The sequence below is a fragment of the Flavobacterium sp. N2550 genome (assembly GCF_025947265.1).
Taxonomy (GTDB): domain Bacteria; phylum Bacteroidota; class Bacteroidia; order Flavobacteriales; family Flavobacteriaceae; genus Flavobacterium; species Flavobacterium endophyticum.
The window spans coordinates 1,710,144-1,724,821 of record NZ_CP110007.1 but is presented as its reverse complement, the minus strand read 5'-3'; the positions used below and the strand labels follow the sequence as shown (position 1 = coordinate 1,724,821).

General features: G+C 36.3%; 14 protein-coding genes. 9 read left to right on the top strand and 5 right to left on the bottom strand.

The annotated features are described in order from the left end of the window. Positions 1-82 precede the first annotated feature (82 nt). The 6 genes from OLM56_RS07525 to OLM56_RS07500 all read left to right on the top strand — a co-directional run bounded on the left by OLM56_RS07525 (position 83) and on the right by OLM56_RS07500 (position 6,105). Positions 83-829 carry a nuclease-related domain-containing protein gene (locus OLM56_RS07525; protein WP_264528861.1) on the top strand — a complete coding sequence of 249 codons (747 nt, stop codon included), beginning with the start codon at positions 83-85 and terminating at the stop codon, positions 827-829. A 199-nt stretch (positions 830-1,028) separates the two neighbouring features. Next, positions 1,029-1,895 carry a hypothetical protein gene (locus OLM56_RS07520; protein WP_264528860.1) on the top strand — a complete coding sequence of 289 codons (867 nt, stop codon included), beginning with the start codon at positions 1,029-1,031 and terminating at the stop codon, positions 1,893-1,895. A 110-nt stretch (positions 1,896-2,005) separates the two neighbouring features. Continuing rightward, complete coding sequence (locus OLM56_RS07515; RefSeq protein ID WP_264528859.1) at positions 2,006-2,758, top strand: hypothetical protein; 753 nt, start codon at positions 2,006-2,008, stop codon at positions 2,756-2,758. Positions 2,759-2,809: 51 nt separating this feature from the next. Next, the gene (locus tag OLM56_RS07510; protein ID WP_264528858.1) at positions 2,810-3,682 is read left to right on the top strand and encodes a DUF4145 domain-containing protein; all 873 of its coding nucleotides are present in this window, start codon (positions 2,810-2,812) and stop codon (positions 3,680-3,682) included. Positions 3,683-4,139: 457 nt separating this feature from the next. Continuing rightward, entirely contained in the window at positions 4,140-5,246 is a 1,107-nt protein-coding gene (locus tag OLM56_RS07505; RefSeq protein ID WP_264528857.1) for a hypothetical protein, read from the top strand. Between the two features lie 67 nt (positions 5,247-5,313). Beyond that, on the top strand, positions 5,314-6,105 hold the full coding sequence (locus tag OLM56_RS07500) for a hypothetical protein (protein ID WP_264528856.1): 792 nt from the start codon (positions 5,314-5,316) through the stop codon (positions 6,103-6,105). 27 nt (positions 6,106-6,132) lie between these two features. On the opposite strand, the gene OLM56_RS07495 is transcribed toward OLM56_RS07500, so the two are convergent. Beyond that, positions 6,133-6,405, bottom strand: coding sequence for a hypothetical protein (locus OLM56_RS07495; RefSeq protein ID WP_264528855.1), 273 nt, complete (start codon positions 6,403-6,405; stop codon positions 6,133-6,135). Between the two features lie 450 nt (positions 6,406-6,855). Between OLM56_RS07495 and OLM56_RS07490 the strand changes: the two genes are divergently transcribed. Beyond that, a complete protein-coding gene (locus OLM56_RS07490; protein ID WP_264528854.1) occupies positions 6,856-7,209 on the top strand; it encodes a hypothetical protein in 354 nt (117 codons plus the stop codon). 121 nt (positions 7,210-7,330) lie between these two features. Further along, positions 7,331-7,588 (top strand): hypothetical protein, encoded by a 258-nt coding sequence (locus OLM56_RS07485; RefSeq protein ID WP_264528853.1) that lies wholly within the window; start codon positions 7,331-7,333, stop codon positions 7,586-7,588. Here OLM56_RS07485 and OLM56_RS07480 read toward each other — a convergent pair. The 3 genes from OLM56_RS07480 to OLM56_RS07470 form a co-directional block, all read right to left on the bottom strand. Continuing rightward, entirely contained in the window at positions 7,585-9,153 is a 1,569-nt protein-coding gene (locus OLM56_RS07480; RefSeq protein ID WP_264529001.1) for an NAD(P)/FAD-dependent oxidoreductase, read from the bottom strand. The genes OLM56_RS07485 and OLM56_RS07480 overlap by 4 nt on opposite strands. A gap of 121 nt (positions 9,154-9,274) precedes the next feature. Next, a complete protein-coding gene (locus OLM56_RS07475) occupies positions 9,275-10,810 on the bottom strand; it encodes a T9SS type A sorting domain-containing protein (protein ID WP_264528852.1) in 1,536 nt (511 codons plus the stop codon). Positions 10,811-10,855: 45 nt separating this feature from the next. After that, entirely contained in the window at positions 10,856-11,908 is a 1,053-nt protein-coding gene (locus OLM56_RS07470) for a DUF2891 domain-containing protein (RefSeq protein WP_264528851.1), read from the bottom strand. A 103-nt stretch (positions 11,909-12,011) separates the two neighbouring features. On the opposite strand from OLM56_RS07470, the gene OLM56_RS07465 reads away from it, so the two are divergent. Beyond that, a complete protein-coding gene (locus OLM56_RS07465) occupies positions 12,012-12,251 on the top strand; it encodes a hypothetical protein (RefSeq protein ID WP_264528850.1) in 240 nt (79 codons plus the stop codon). Between the two features lie 176 nt (positions 12,252-12,427). On the opposite strand, the gene recQ is transcribed toward OLM56_RS07465, so the two are convergent. Then, positions 12,428-14,623: a DNA helicase RecQ gene (gene recQ, locus OLM56_RS07460; RefSeq protein ID WP_121376725.1), complete on the bottom strand. Its 2,196-nt coding sequence runs from the start codon at positions 14,621-14,623 to the stop codon at positions 12,428-12,430. Positions 14,624-14,678 lie beyond the last annotated feature (55 nt).

Sequence of the window (14,678 nt, the reverse complement as noted above, 5' to 3'; positions counted from 1 at the left end):
AGTAAGAATTTACATTATCTAAAACATTTCAATATATTTGATTTCAAACAATTACGAATAACAAGAAATAAAAGCAACTCATATGGACATTGTTTTTATCCTATTCATCATAGTTGGCCTCATTATTATCTTTAATAAGATGAAAGATTATATTGAAGCAAAAAACAACGTTCCGCAACGCAGCTACTATATTCCTATACAAGAAAAAGAAACAATAGAACCCGTAACGCAATCCCATAGAGGCACAAGAGCAGAACGCCGTTTGGTAGCAAAACTCCTAAAATCAGGAATCCCGGCACAAACCATTTTCCACGACCTATACCTAAAAAAATACAAAGACAAATATTCCCAAATCGATCTCGTCGTAGCTACCAAAGTAGGCATACTCGTCTTCGAAATAAAAGACTACAGCGGTTGGATTTTCGGAAACGGACATCAAACACGATGGACACAAGTGTTGGCCTTTGGCCAGCAGAAATACTCCTTTTATAACCCCATACTGCAAAACAACAAGCATATTGCAGACCTAAAAAAGCAGCTCCAGCAATTCCAAAACATTCCTTTCTATTCCATTATCGTGTTCGATGGCGACTGTACTCTAAAAGACATCACCTTCGTACCCGAAGGAACCTATATTGTAAAAGCAGAAAGAGTTCTGGAAGTCCTACAAATCATTACAGAAACCAATACGCCCGCACCCTATACCAATAAAAACGATGTTGTTCGAGTATTAAAACAAGCCGTACAAAATGGCGAAAGCTATGAAGTTCAAAGGCAGCATGTCGAGAATATTAAAGATATGTTGGGTGAGGATAGAATCTTTAATTAGATATGACTTGATAATTATATTATTTTCATATCGCGATTATTTTAACGTAAAATATACGCACTTTGTCTAATAATTAATAAAAAATATTGCTTTTTATTTATAAAATGTACATTTGATTTCAATCGTTTACATACTTTATAATATCATGCATGAAAATTGCAAATATTGCAAAACCTAATGTAAGCTTAAAAAAGATAACATGTCAAGCAACAATCAAAAAAAAACAGTATCATACTTATTCAAAGGAGGCCCAGGTATATATGGAAAAGGCGCTAAACAAACAACGGAAGATGATTTTATAGAAATGAGAACAGACGCCCCCATTCATTCTCTTCCATACATGCCATCTATTAGCTTTTATCATCGCAAAAGAAAGCCTTTTCTAAACTATAACCGCCTATTGAATTTGTTATTCATTATATGCTTTTGCACAATTATCACAACTAAGTTTTTTATTGATCATATTTTTATTACCGTACATGAAAAAAACCTTGAAGATTTAATTTCCAAATTATGCTTTGCATTTATAGGAAGTTATATTTTTTACACAATAGTTACTAAGACAACTGATAAGATAAAAAAGAGGGAAGCATACGCAGTAATCTGTGGCCTTATTGATTCTATAATTATTCATGGAAATAATGTCAAAAAATGGTTATTAATCGGAGCTAATAAAGACTCTCAAACTAATATTGACTCTTTAAGTAAGGAAGATTTCAAGACCCTTTGTTCTCAGGTTGATATCAATCTGGTACCGCAAGATTATCAAAAAAATATCGGCAATATGATAATTACAGATGGCGTTACAAGAATAAAGTTTTTTACTGATAAAATATTCACATATATGCCCTTTTTAGAAAGCGAGCTTATACATCAGACAAATAAAATCTTAAATTCAAAATTTTCTACTTTCATAATAGTTATACCTCACAAGCAAACTCCAAATTTGAAAGAATATAGTTCAGAACTTCAGGAGTTTTTTGCTTTTATAAAACAATTAGAAAATTATAATAATAAACTTAAAAAGAAATATTTGAAAAAGAAATATGAAAAAAAACAATTGTAAGATACTTGTAAAAGAGGTCCTGCTCATCATCAATTTTTAAAATATATTTGATTTAAAGGTTACAAGTATTACAATAGAAATTGTTCATATTTATAATTATTCACAACATTATGCAAATAAATAAAAGAGAACAGATACAGAAAGTTTTAAAGCGAGCAAATAGATTATTATGGATTGGCATCCCTATATGTATTATTGCCCCATTTGCATGTACCCAATTGGATTGGATAAATTTTAACACTACTGGCCCAATAGGCGATACAATTGGTGGCACTACCGCGCCTTTTATTAATGTTATGGCGGCAATTTTGGTATTTTTAGCTCTTAGGGCGCAAATAGATGCAAATCTTTTAATTCAAGATCAAATTGATAGACAGGAAATAGAAAGAAAACTCGATATAGAAAGTCAACAACTCAATCAATACTATAACAATTTGAAAAGTAGTCTAGATAATTTTGAATATAAAAACATTGATTTATATGCAATCGAAGATCAAAACCTCCCCACCTATAAAGGAAGTGAAGCTATTTTTAAATTAATAGATGATTATTTTTGTAATTATCATCATGAAGATGACGATGATGTAAGATATAACCCTAAAATAACTGAGCTCATAAGCATGGTAGAAATATGTGATATTTTACTAACAAAAATTAAAAATTCAAAAATTCACGATAGAGAAACACTTTGGACATTGACAAAGCATCAATTTATATATAGAATTCTTCCTCGAATAAGTAAAGATTTTCCAGATAAAATTGACAAATACTGGTGTGAGAGCTGTAACAACAATCATGGCTTTCCAGAAAAATTAAGCAAGCCAATTAAAAATAGTAATGAATTAATAAATATGGGCTTATAGCGCAATCTGAACAGCTGTTTTTAGCAAATTTAAGTTTAAAAATCATACATTATGAACAAAGATTATTGCCCAATTTGTGAATTACCTACTAACCATGAAATTTTATATACAAAAAAAACTGGAAGTGAGCATGACGATGACTTTCATTGGCATCGTAATTATGATGTTATTCAATGTAAAGGATGTGATAATATTCAGTTCAGAACAGTTTACGGCGATGAAAGCATGTTTTCTGGTTATGATGAATATGAAACTTATTATGAAGATAAAAAGCATTATCCTCTCTCAATAAATGGTCACAATATAATTAAAAATTATTATAGCATTCCTGATAAAATACGAATTGTATATCTCGAATCTTTGGAAGCTATCAAATCAAATTGTTATTTATTATCTGGTGTTGGCTTAAGAGCAGTTATTGAAGCAGTAGCAATAGAACAAGCTATTCAAGGCAGAACGCTCGAACAAAAGATTAACAATTTACTGCGTAATAAGTTAATCACGGAACGAGACGCAAATAGATTACATAGTATACGTTTTTTAGGAAATGATTCAGTTCACGAGATGGAAGTTCCAAAAGAGTCTAAAATTAGGATTGCATTAGATATTGTAGAGCATTTACTAAATAATCTTTACCTTATAGATATTGAAGCGAATCAGCATCTTGATACAATTATTAATAATTTTGAAGATTTTAAAAATTTACTTTTGCGGAAATTTTTCAAAGCAAATTCTGGTGATGAGAAATCTGTTAAAGAAATTTTTGGCAAAGACTTTCGTCGTATAGAAACAAGTTATATTTCAAATTTCACTCAACAAGTAGTTGATGAAATTAACAACGGTACTATTCCAGCACTTACAATTGGTGCTATAAGAAATTCAACTATTGAAACTACTCCAGTTCAACATTTTATAAAAGTATAGCAGTACATCATTTTGCAAAATGGAGGTTTCAGTACTAATCGAATATTTGTGTTACGATTTCCATCAAACATAAAAACCGCCTCACAGCGGTTTTTTTAATTCCTTCCCCAAACATCTCACTCCAAAAAGAGCCCGTTTTTCCTCAACACCAATGGGCACATCAGAATGATATAAAGCCAAATCATGCACGATCCGCAAAGACTTCGACAATTCCGAAGCCCCGTAGAACAGCACAAAATCAATAAATTCACATTGAGACGGTGTTAACCACACCTGTACTTTCGATACGTTTCGTGTATCGTTCATAACAAAACATTTCATCGCCAAAAACTTACCCTTCATCAAATACTTTCGTAAGAATTTACTCTGAATTAAATATTTCAATATATTTGATTTCAAACCATTATAAACATTTGCAATTGAAACCCATGTATATCCATGAGTTACGTGTTATTCTATGATGAAAAAAGCAATTAGTAAACCCGAAAACTGGCAAGACTTTGAAACTCTGTGTAAGAAACTATGGGGTGAAATTTGGGGTATTCCAAGCGTAATAAAAAAAAATGGTCGACTAGGTCAAAATCAATTCGGTGTAGATATTTATGGTGTTCCTAAAGGAGAAACTAATTATTGGGGAATTCAATGCAAAGGTAAGGATGAATACTCTAACGCAAAATTAAGTCAAAATGAAATTGAAAATGAAATCTTAAAAGCAACGAACTTTCGGCCTAGTTTAGCAGTATATATTATTGCCACAACTGCGAATAAAGATTCTAAAATTGAAGAATTTATTAGAATAAAAAACTTCGAAAATCAAAGCAAAAATTTATTTGAAATACATTTATTTTGTTGGGAAGATATTGTTGACTTACTTGAAGAAAATCAAGACATCTTAAATTTCTACCTAAAGGGTACACATAAAACAAAATTTGATTTTAAAGTTTCATTTAATGACTTCCAAGACGACCTAATACTAAATCCAATATTTGAAAGACAAACAACGAAATCTGTATTAGTTGAGAGATTACCCGGAGATTTTTTTCAGTCTAAATTAGAAGCCTCACTAAAACCTTTTTTAATAAATTCCCCATTTTATTCCAACTCAATTAATAAGTCTTGGTGTAATTTTGAAATAAATATGGAGAATAATGGTTTAGCAGTTATTGAGGATTGGTATTTTATAATTAAATTTAAAAGGGGGATTCGCAAAATTTATGAAAGCTCATTATTGATTTCAAATTTATCATTAACAACTTTTATTGATAATAAAAATAAAAGTATCACTTATAGACCAAGCAATGACAAACCTCTAATTCAAAAAGACAATAGATATTTTGAAGTTTCAGTTTTACCTAACCGCAAAACATTTAAAGTTACGGCATGTTGGGAATTAAGAGCCCGAGATTTTAATCGCGAAGGAACTATCGAAATAGACATTAAACCGACGTATATTGACGTCGAGAAAATTGACGAAGTAACCAAGAATGATTTTCTATACCCAGATAAAGTTCGTATACGTGATTATATTGTAGATAAAAACCAAACAAGATTTAACAATAGTTAAGATTTAACTTTAAAATTAATCAAATATTGTCTATAACAACTTCAATCAATAATTAACGTAAAATCATATGGATATAAAAGAGGTTATAAATCAAAATGAAGAATATTTAAATTTATTCGCATTCATTATAGGCTTAGCAGGTTTTATTTTGGCTTTTGTTTTTTATTTTAAAGCTAAAAACATAAAAAAAGTTAATTATTTCATTCACAGTTTTAATTTGATAAATGAAGATATTAGTAGTTTAGAAGGGTTAGAAGTAATATATAAAGGTAAAAAATTTAAAAATCTGACCATTAGCAAAATCGCCATTTGGAATTCTGGTAATATTACAATAGATAAATCTGATATTGTTGAGTTAGATAAGCTAAAAATCTCATCGGTTGAAAATGTCGAAATTTTTGATGTCGAAATCTTATCACAAGTAGAAAGTACTAATAATTTTATCATCGATAAAAACGAGAATTTTATAGAAATTGTTTTTGATTATATAGATCCAAATCAAGGTTGTTCAATAAAAATTTATCATACAGGTGAAGGATCATCAGATATTCTAATAGATGGAAAAATTAAAGGAGCAGGACAGATTAAAGTCTTAGATGATATTAGCTTTATTATGAATCTCGCAGTACATAAATCAACTAATAATTCATTATTATCGATATCGATGATGTTTATAATATTTAAAATAGGCTGGATTCTATATTTAGTAATGACAATCGTCTCATTATTTTATGTATTTTATAAAGAAAATTATTGGCTCTTATTTGCTACTGCATTTTGTATCTTAGGCATTTTCGTGTTATTCCCTCGAAATAAACTACCAGAAATTTTAAAAACTATATACTCTGACGAAAAATAGTCAACCTCCAATACAACAAAAACCGCCTCACAGCGGTTTTTTCAATTTCTTCCCCAAACACCTCACTCCAAAAAGTGCCCGTTTTTCCTCCGCACCAATAGGCACATCAGAATGATATAAAGCCAAATCATGCACGATCCGCAAAGACTTCGACAATTCCGAAGCCCCGTAGAACAGCACAAAATCAATAAATTCACATTGAGACGGTGTTAACCACACCTTTATTTTCGATACGTTTCGTGTATCACTCGCTGTGTCGGCTGTAGATTTGCCTTCACCTTGACGTTTTGAAGTTTGCATTTTCTGTATGGATTATAAATTAATAAAAAGGAGAGGTCACCGCAAACTTCAATTATTAAACACGAATGCCACAATAATCCGTCCCGGGACTTTCACCCGTTTGCCTCTCCAAGGTCTTTTCCTAAACAGAGTTTGTTTAATTTGTAGCATAAGTATTAAATGAAGTTTGCATCACAAACATACATATTTATTTAAAAATGCAACAAAATCAACCAATTAATTTACAATACTTTACAAAATAAACAAAAACTGTTTTTATCTAAAAGCATTTTCCCTAATTTCAAAACTATTTTCTTTCTAGGCACAATGCTTTTATGCGTGGTAGCAATAAATATTAGTGTAAATACAATTATTTTCTTGCAACCTACGGAAACCCGTAAGCATACTAAAAATCAATCCGTTATATTTGATTGTTTTGAACTTTATATTAACCTTTACACACTACCATTTATGAAAAAACTACTTTTATTAGCAATCCCCTTACTACTGTTCGGGTTTACATCACCCAGCAGTAACCTTAAAAAAGAAGAAGCCGCTACTCACAAAAAGATGCTTGCCAACTCCTTGTGCGTGGCATCCTGTACAACAACGCATATCAGGGTAAAGATTGCAGGAGACCCGCTGCCTCCAGGAACCATCAATTGGTATCTTGACGGAGTTCTTGCCGCCACCGGCGGGCGTATCTTTAATGTCCCAAAAACGGCTACAGTCGTAACGGTTACGGTTGGCAGTCCCGGAGTTTTGATCGCAGGAGATAACATATCAACATTAAATGCGCAATGTGCCGCCCCTCCTTGCCCATAATAAGTACAATACGTGATAAACAAAAAAAGCCTCTATCCAATAGAGGCTTTTTTAGTGTAGGGCTGCCGAAAAAAGAAAAATGCGCCCTGCTAGTAGTTTATAGTGAGTAAAAATTCATTTCATGCCTTTAGAAGCTTCTTTCACGCCTTTAGAAACTCTTTTCACGCCTTTAGAAATTCATTTCATGCCTTTAGAAATTCATTTCACGCCTTTAGAAACTCCTTTCACGCCTTTAGAAACTTCTTTCACGTCTTTAGAAATTCATTTCATGCCTTTAGAAACTCCTTTCACGTCTTTAGAAACTCTTTTCATGCCTTTAGAAATTCATTTCACGCCTTTAGAAGCTTCTTTCATGCCTTCCGAAGCCCAATTGGCCTAGGCCGTAGCAATGCCCAAGCTTTCCGCAATCTTTAACGCACATTTCTCGCCATCAATAGCGGCCGAAATAATACCGCCCGCATAACCCGCACCCTCTCCGCACGGATACAAGCCTTTCAATTGCACATGCTCCAAAGAATAAGCATCCCTCGGAATCCGCACCGGCGACGAAGTTCTCGATTCAGGCGCATGCAAAATAGCCTCGTTCGTCATATACCCTCGCATCGACTTCCCAAACTGAACAAACCCCTCGCGCAAAATCTGTGTCAAGAAGCCCGGAAAAACCTGCCCCAGTTCCACAGGAGTCGTCCCCGGAACATACGAAGTCTTCGGGATATCCGCCGAAACCTTGCCCTGCGTAAAATCTACCATACGCTGTGCCGGAACCCGTTGCGTCTCTCCCGCCAGATGCCAAGCCCTTTGTTCGATACTTTTTTGGAATTCCATTCCTGCCAAAGCCCCAAACTTAGCAAAAGGCTTAAAATCTTCCAGTTTTAGCTCCACCACAATACCCGAGTTGGCCGTTTCCTGATCTCGTTTAGACGGAGACCAGCCATTCGTCACCACTTCACCAGGGCTTGTAGCACAAGGCGCAATCACCCCGCCCGGGCACATACAAAAAGAATACATTCCCCTTCCATTCACCTGCTTCACAATCGAATAAGGCGCCGGCGGAAGATAGTCTCCCCTATAATCGCAACTATACTGTATGCTGTCAATCAGCGTCTGCGGATGTTCCGCACGAACGCCCAAGGCAAAAGGCTTGGCCTCTATATATATTTTCTTTCGATCCAGCAGTTCAAAAATGTCGCGTGCCGAATGTCCTGTTGCCAAAATCATCTTCTCCGCTTTGATAACGTCGCCTTTTTGTGTCTGCACACCTTCAACAGCATCCCCTTTCACCAAAATATCCGTCACGCGCGTATCAAACAACACCACGCCGCCAAACTCAATAATCTTTTCGCGCATCGCCTTGATAATCTTCGGCAACTTATTCGTCCCGATATGCGGATGCGCCTCTATCAAGATCTCTTCCGAAGCTCCAAAGCCTACAAACAATTCCAAGATACGGTCCACATCGCCTCGCTTCTTAGAACGCGTGTATAATTTGCCGTCAGAATACGTTCCAGCGCCTCCCTCACCATAACAATAGTTAGAATCCTCATTTACGATATGATCCCTATTAATTGCCTTCAAATCTCGACGGCGTTCCTGCACGTCCTTGCCACGTTCCAGCACGATAGGCCTTAGTCCCAGCTCAATCAGTTGCAACGCCGCAAACAAGCCCGCAGGCCCCGCGCCGATCACAATCACCTCCTGCTTTCCAGACACGTCTTTATAATCAGGCAATCCAATTTTAGTTTCCTCATACGCCTCGTTCCAGTACGCCTGAATCTTAAGATTGATTTTGATTGCCTTTTGGCGCGCGTCAATAGAACGCTTGATGATAGCAACATGCCTGATCTCTGCAGGTTTTACCTGCATCAGCTTGGCAACATGTTCGGTCAATAATTGCGGATTGGCAGCCACCTCTGGCGTCACCTGTATTTGAAATTCTCTTGGCATGGCGCAAAGGTAGAAAAAGATTATTTTCTTGCCATCAATTAATGGCTTTTCATAAATTAGAGATCGCATAAAAAAAGGTTCAGCTTTTGCCAAACCTTTTTAAAAGACGTAAATAAAAGTTTTATTTTTTGATAAACTTGTAGTTCATAACCTGATTGCCTACCTGCATTTTCACAAAATACATGCCTGTTTGCAGTTCAGAAACAGGAATAGAAGTACTATTTCCAGCATTCGAAACCTGTTTCACCAACATTCCGTTAATCGAGAATATAGAAATGTCCGAAATAACGTCGTTCGTTCTGTTATCAATAGTCAACATATTAGAAACCGGATTCGGGTACAACGAAATCAAGCTGTTAAGAGCAGGCCCGTCAACACCTAAAGCTACTGAAGATTCCAAGAAGTCAGGAATGCCATTCGCATTCGTGTCATCATCACCAGGATTATTGTTTCCGTTATAATCTTCGTTAATGGTCAACACACCGTCACCGTCATCATCATTATCTAAATAGTTCAAGATTCCGTCGTTATCTGTATCCATAATAGAATTCGTCTCATTTGAATTTCTTCCAGAATTAAAGACATATTCAAAAGAAGTCAAGACCATATCGCCATCATCATCATTATCCAAAAAATTTGGAATACCGTCTCCATCCGTATCATCATTTTCTAGATTTCCGTCACCATTGGCATCTTCCAAAGCCGTGGCTACCGTATCTAAATCATAATCCACATTACAATTGATGGCTCTAAGAATTACTTTTGTAACCTGTCCATTATTATCACCATAAAGAACTTGCTCATTAGGAATAATATTATCATAGACTAATGGCATCGGAAAAGCTTGATCTTGCAAATTCAATAAGGTTTCATAAAACACCATATCGGGAGCCATCAAATCATCTTTAACCACTTGAAGATTAAAAGTTTCAAGACCATTTAAGTTCGGATCACATTTAGTATATTTATATGTATTGGTTTCCATCGGAAGACTGAACCTCCATCCTTCTTGCGTCGCTGTCCAAGACCCTGTATTTCTTCCCGGAGGCGTATAGGCAATCGCTCCAGTAGTATTGATAATTCCAGTTACAGCATTGCCGCTATTCCATGAAGCACAAAGAGGCTTGCTTACGATCTGCACATCTATAGTATTCAATGTTTCATAAAGTACCGCCTGAAATGTACTTTTTACATTGGAACAACCGCCGTAATGAGGCTGATTGTTATACATCAATATAAATTTTCTGTAAGGAGCAGCCCCTACAACCGAATAGGTAATGGATCCCGTTCCGTTAGTGTTATTCAAGTCGTGATAGCAAGCCAAGATAGAATTCTTTACAGGAAAGTTTACATTTGGAATAGGACCCGAAAACTGCCAAGGCCCATTTTCGTTCGGAAGATTTAGTCTAAAATCGATGTATCCATTGGCAGATACAACTATTTGATTATAAGTAGTCCCGAAAAAAGTAAAGCTAAAAGGCAGCGTTATAATTGGCGAATTACGATCATCTATATTAGACAATGGAGTTGCTGCTGTCATAGTATAAGCCTGATGCGGTATCGAAGTTACCGTATACTGGGCGCTTCCTTTTACAGAAATCAATAGTAAAGGAAGTACTATGTAAAATAAATTTTTTCCTAAGTAATTATGTTTCATATAATTATTGTTTTTCGCTCAAATATATAAAAAACCTTACAGTAATTATTTTTTTTCTTCATAAGCCCTCAACGCAAACGAAGCCAGCCAATGCTCGCCCTCATAATTGCCATCTACGACAGAAGGAAGCGAAAAATCAAGATGATGGTCTGCCAGCGCTTTCAAATGCGAAAACTCCTTAGGATATTGGTTGATTAGGTAATACAAATTCCAAGCACGGCTAAAGTTTAAGCCGTCCAAATGCACCAAATGTCCGTCGGTTCTGTCCGAAACCCGTGCTACGTCCCAAGTAAACTTTTTGTCGAAAAGTGGCTTAGAAAAATCCTTTAACCATTTTAAAAATTCCGCTTTAGGCAGAATGCGCTGCATGGTTCCAATCTCTTCCAAGCAAGGCGAAAGAAAATCCGTCCCGCTCGGTTCCCAATTAAAAGGACATTCCCTATCCTTTTGGAACAACCTGATGGCATTCTCCTTGATGCTTTTCTGCAACGCCGCATTCTTAGAATACACTGCATAATCCCAAGCAAAATTAAGCCCGAAAGCCGTGTTCGAATGCGTTCCCGCCCTCACCGGATACAATAGTTTAGGCAAGAATTCGATATACCTTTGAATAATAAGGTCAGACAAAGGCTTTAAGTTGCCTGCCAATTCTTTGGCAAACGGTTCCGAAGAAGTTTCTAGCTCCAACTGCAGTTTCAACAGCCATGTCCAGCCATACGTACGCTCAAACGACTTTTCATGCGCCTTAGAAACATAATCGATTTCCTTTTGGATATTTTCTTTTGAAAGATTAGTACGCAGCTTGCTGATGATTTCCTCCTTCTTTGCCAGATTCGGAAACTTCTTCAACAAATACACCAAGCTCCAATGCCCATGTACCGACGAATGCCAGTCAAAACAACCGTAAAATGCAGGATGCAATGCTTTAGGCGACTGCAATTCGGTACTGTCTTGCAACAACTGACCTAATTTGTTCGGATATTCCTGTTGCAAACACTTGATGGGCAGTGTAGCCAGATGGTTCGCCTTTTCTAACGTCAGTTCCTGCGAAAACCCGAATTGGAAACAAAGAAGAAAAAAGTAGTAAGATAATTTCATGGTGCATCTTTTCCCAAAAATAAACTTTTACGGCTAATTTGCCGCAAAAAAAGAACAAGCCATTTTAAGTTTGTAAATTTGCATTCCTAAACAGAACACACCCATGTCAAGAAAAATAAAACTCATCTGGGATTTCAGAGGACCTGCGGGCGCTAAAACAGCAGAGCATCACGAAATCCATCTTAAAGAATTCATCCAAGCCGAAAAACTACCGCTAAATATCACCGGATTCGAAGCCCTCAACGACATGCACGCCATTGCCTATATGGTCGTTGCCGAAGAAAATATGATTGCCGTTCGTGATGCTTTGAAACCGCACCGTGGAGAAGTTTGGGAGGAATAATTTTGGATTTATGATTTTTGATTTTTGATTTCGGGCTTGTACTTTTTGATAGGGTATTTCATATTCTATGACTTTTGATTTCGAATTGAACCAAAAAAAAGATTTCAGAAAGCACTACTTCCTGAAATCTCATATCTTAAGCCATAAATCTAAAATCTTATATCAAAAATCCCAAGTTAATTCGCTACTTCGCTAATAAACTTAATCCGCATCAATCGAAGTTCTTCAATGTCATAATCGCCATCAAACTCTTTCAACGCATCTTTTATATTGTCTGAATGTGACTCCATAAAATATTCATGGATTTCTTCCTGCTGGTCTTCATCCAAAATGTCGTCAATCCAATATTTGATATTCAATTTCGTTCCAGAATACACGATCTGCTCCATTTCTTTCAGCAAGACATCCATATCCAATCCTTTGGCTTTGGCAATATCGTTTAAAGAAAGTTTTCGATCAACGTTCTGGATAATATATAATTTCAACGCCGAGTTCGCTCCTGTAGATTTCACTACCAAATCATCCGGACGGATAATATCGTTGTCTTCCACATAACGGGCAATCAGCTCGACAAAGTCTTTTCCATATTTTTTAGCCTTTCCTTCCCCAACGCCATGAACGCTTCCCAATTCTTCAATAGAAATAGGATATTTCAAAGCCATATCTTCTAAAGACGGATCTTGGAAAACCACGAAAGGAGGAACACCTAGCTTTTTAGCTACTTTTTTACGCAAGTCACGCAACATGCCCATCAAAGCCTCATCAGCAGTGCCTGATGATTTTGCCGCCGTAACGATAGCCTCGTCTTCCGTCTCGTTATATTCATGGTCTTCCGACATCATAAATGAAGTCGGATTCTGGATAAAGGCAGCGCCTTTTTCGGTAAGTTTTAATATGCCATACGTCTCAATATCTTTTGACAGATAGCCATCTACCAAAACCTGACGGATTAAAGCCATCCAATAACGTTCCTCAAAATCAGAACCGCTACCAAAGAACTTCTGCGTATCGGTCTTATGCGCTTTTATCGTAGCATTAATCTTGCCTATCAGCGTAAAAATAATCTCTTTTGATTTGTATAAATGTTTGGTATCGCGAACCACTTTCAGCAATTTGACCACTTGGTCTTTTGCTTCCACTTTCTTCTTCGGATTTCTAACATTGTCATCCATATCGGCTCCTTCGCCAGTCTCGCTGTCGAATTCTTCACCAAAATAGTGCAGCAAGAATTTACGTCTCGACATCGAAGTTTCAGCATAAGCAACGACTTCCTGCAACAACGCAAAACCAATTTCTTGTTCAGCTACTGGCTTACCTGACATGAACTTTTCTAATTTTTCTACATCTTTATACGAATAGTAGGCCAAACAATGACCTTCGCCACCGTCACGTCCTGCCCTGCCCGTTTCTTGGTAATAACTTTCTAATGATTTCGGAATGTCATGGTGGATCACAAAACGAACGTCTGGCTTGTCGATTCCCATACCAAAGGCAATCGTTGCTACAACGACATCCACATCTTCCATCAAGAACATATCTTGGTGTTTGGCACGTGTTTTAGCGTCCAATCCTGCGTGATACGGAACCGCACTGATACCATTCACTTGCAATACCTGCGCAATTTCCTCTACCTTTTTACGGCTCAGGCAATAAATAATTCCCGATTTTCCTTTATGTTGTTTGATAAAACGGATGATATCCGATTCTATATTTTTAGTTTTTGTACGTACTTCATAAAACAGGTTTGGTCTGTTAAAAGACGCCTTGAACGTATTGGCGTTCACCATATCCAAATTCTTCAAGATATCCTCTTGCACTTTTGGCGTAGCCGTAGCAGTCAATCCTATGACAGGAATGTCGCCCAGCTGCTTTATGATGGTTCGCAGGTTTCTATATTCCGGACGGAAATCATGTCCCCATTCCGAAATACAGTGTGCTTCGTCTATAGCCACAAACGAAAGCGGCACGCTTCTCAAGAACTGTATGTATTCTTCTTTAGTAAGCGACTCAGGCGCTACGTATAATAATTTGGTGATTCCCGAAACGATATCCTTTTTGACTTGGGCAATTTCGGTCTTGGTAAGTGATGAATTCAAAACGTGGGCGATTCCGTTTTCAGAAGAAAGACTCCTGATAGCATCGACCTGATTTTTCATAAGTGCGATTAGCGGGGAAACTACGATTGCTGTTCCATCCTTGATCAGGGCAGGCAGCTGGTAGCAGAGGGATTTTCCGCCACCCGTGGGCATAATAACGAATGTATTATTTTGGGTTATGATACTCTTGACAACTTGTTCTTGCAATCCTTTAAATTGGCCAAAGCCAAAATATTTTTTTAATTCTTTGTGGATGTCAATTTCGTTTGAATTCATTCTTTTTTAATGGTATTTTACATAAATTTGCACAACATAAAGATACAACTTTCTT

Excerpts from the sequence above, each read along its gene's own strand:
- OLM56_RS07480 (WP_264529001.1), bottom strand. The coding sequence starts at position 9,153 with ATGCCAAGAGAATTTCAAATACAGGTGACGCCAGAGGTGGCTGCCAAT.
- OLM56_RS07525 (WP_264528861.1), top strand. The coding sequence starts at position 83 with ATGGACATTGTTTTTATCCTATTCATCATAGTTGGCCTCATTATTATC.
- OLM56_RS07485 (WP_264528853.1), top strand. The coding sequence starts at position 7,331 with ATGCCTTTAGAAGCTTCTTTCACGCCTTTAGAAACTCTTTTCACGCCT.
- OLM56_RS07470 (WP_264528851.1), bottom strand. The coding sequence starts at position 11,908 with ATGAAATTATCTTACTACTTTTTTCTTCTTTGTTTCCAATTCGGGTTT.
- OLM56_RS07475 (WP_264528852.1), bottom strand. The coding sequence starts at position 10,810 with ATGAAACATAATTACTTAGGAAAAAATTTATTTTACATAGTACTTCCT.
- OLM56_RS07505 (WP_264528857.1), top strand. The coding sequence starts at position 4,140 with ATGATGAAAAAAGCAATTAGTAAACCCGAAAACTGGCAAGACTTTGAA.
- OLM56_RS07520 (WP_264528860.1), top strand. The coding sequence starts at position 1,029 with ATGTCAAGCAACAATCAAAAAAAAACAGTATCATACTTATTCAAAGGA.
- recQ (WP_121376725.1), bottom strand. The coding sequence starts at position 14,623 with ATGAATTCAAACGAAATTGACATCCACAAAGAATTAAAAAAATATTTT.
- OLM56_RS07465 (WP_264528850.1), top strand. The coding sequence starts at position 12,012 with ATGTCAAGAAAAATAAAACTCATCTGGGATTTCAGAGGACCTGCGGGC.
- OLM56_RS07510 (WP_264528858.1), top strand. The coding sequence starts at position 2,810 with ATGAACAAAGATTATTGCCCAATTTGTGAATTACCTACTAACCATGAA.
- OLM56_RS07515 (WP_264528859.1), top strand. The coding sequence starts at position 2,006 with ATGCAAATAAATAAAAGAGAACAGATACAGAAAGTTTTAAAGCGAGCA.
- OLM56_RS07500 (WP_264528856.1), top strand. The coding sequence starts at position 5,314 with ATGGATATAAAAGAGGTTATAAATCAAAATGAAGAATATTTAAATTTA.
- OLM56_RS07495 (WP_264528855.1), bottom strand. The coding sequence starts at position 6,405 with ATGCAAACTTCAAAACGTCAAGGTGAAGGCAAATCTACAGCCGACACA.
- OLM56_RS07490 (WP_264528854.1), top strand. The coding sequence starts at position 6,856 with ATGAAAAAACTACTTTTATTAGCAATCCCCTTACTACTGTTCGGGTTT.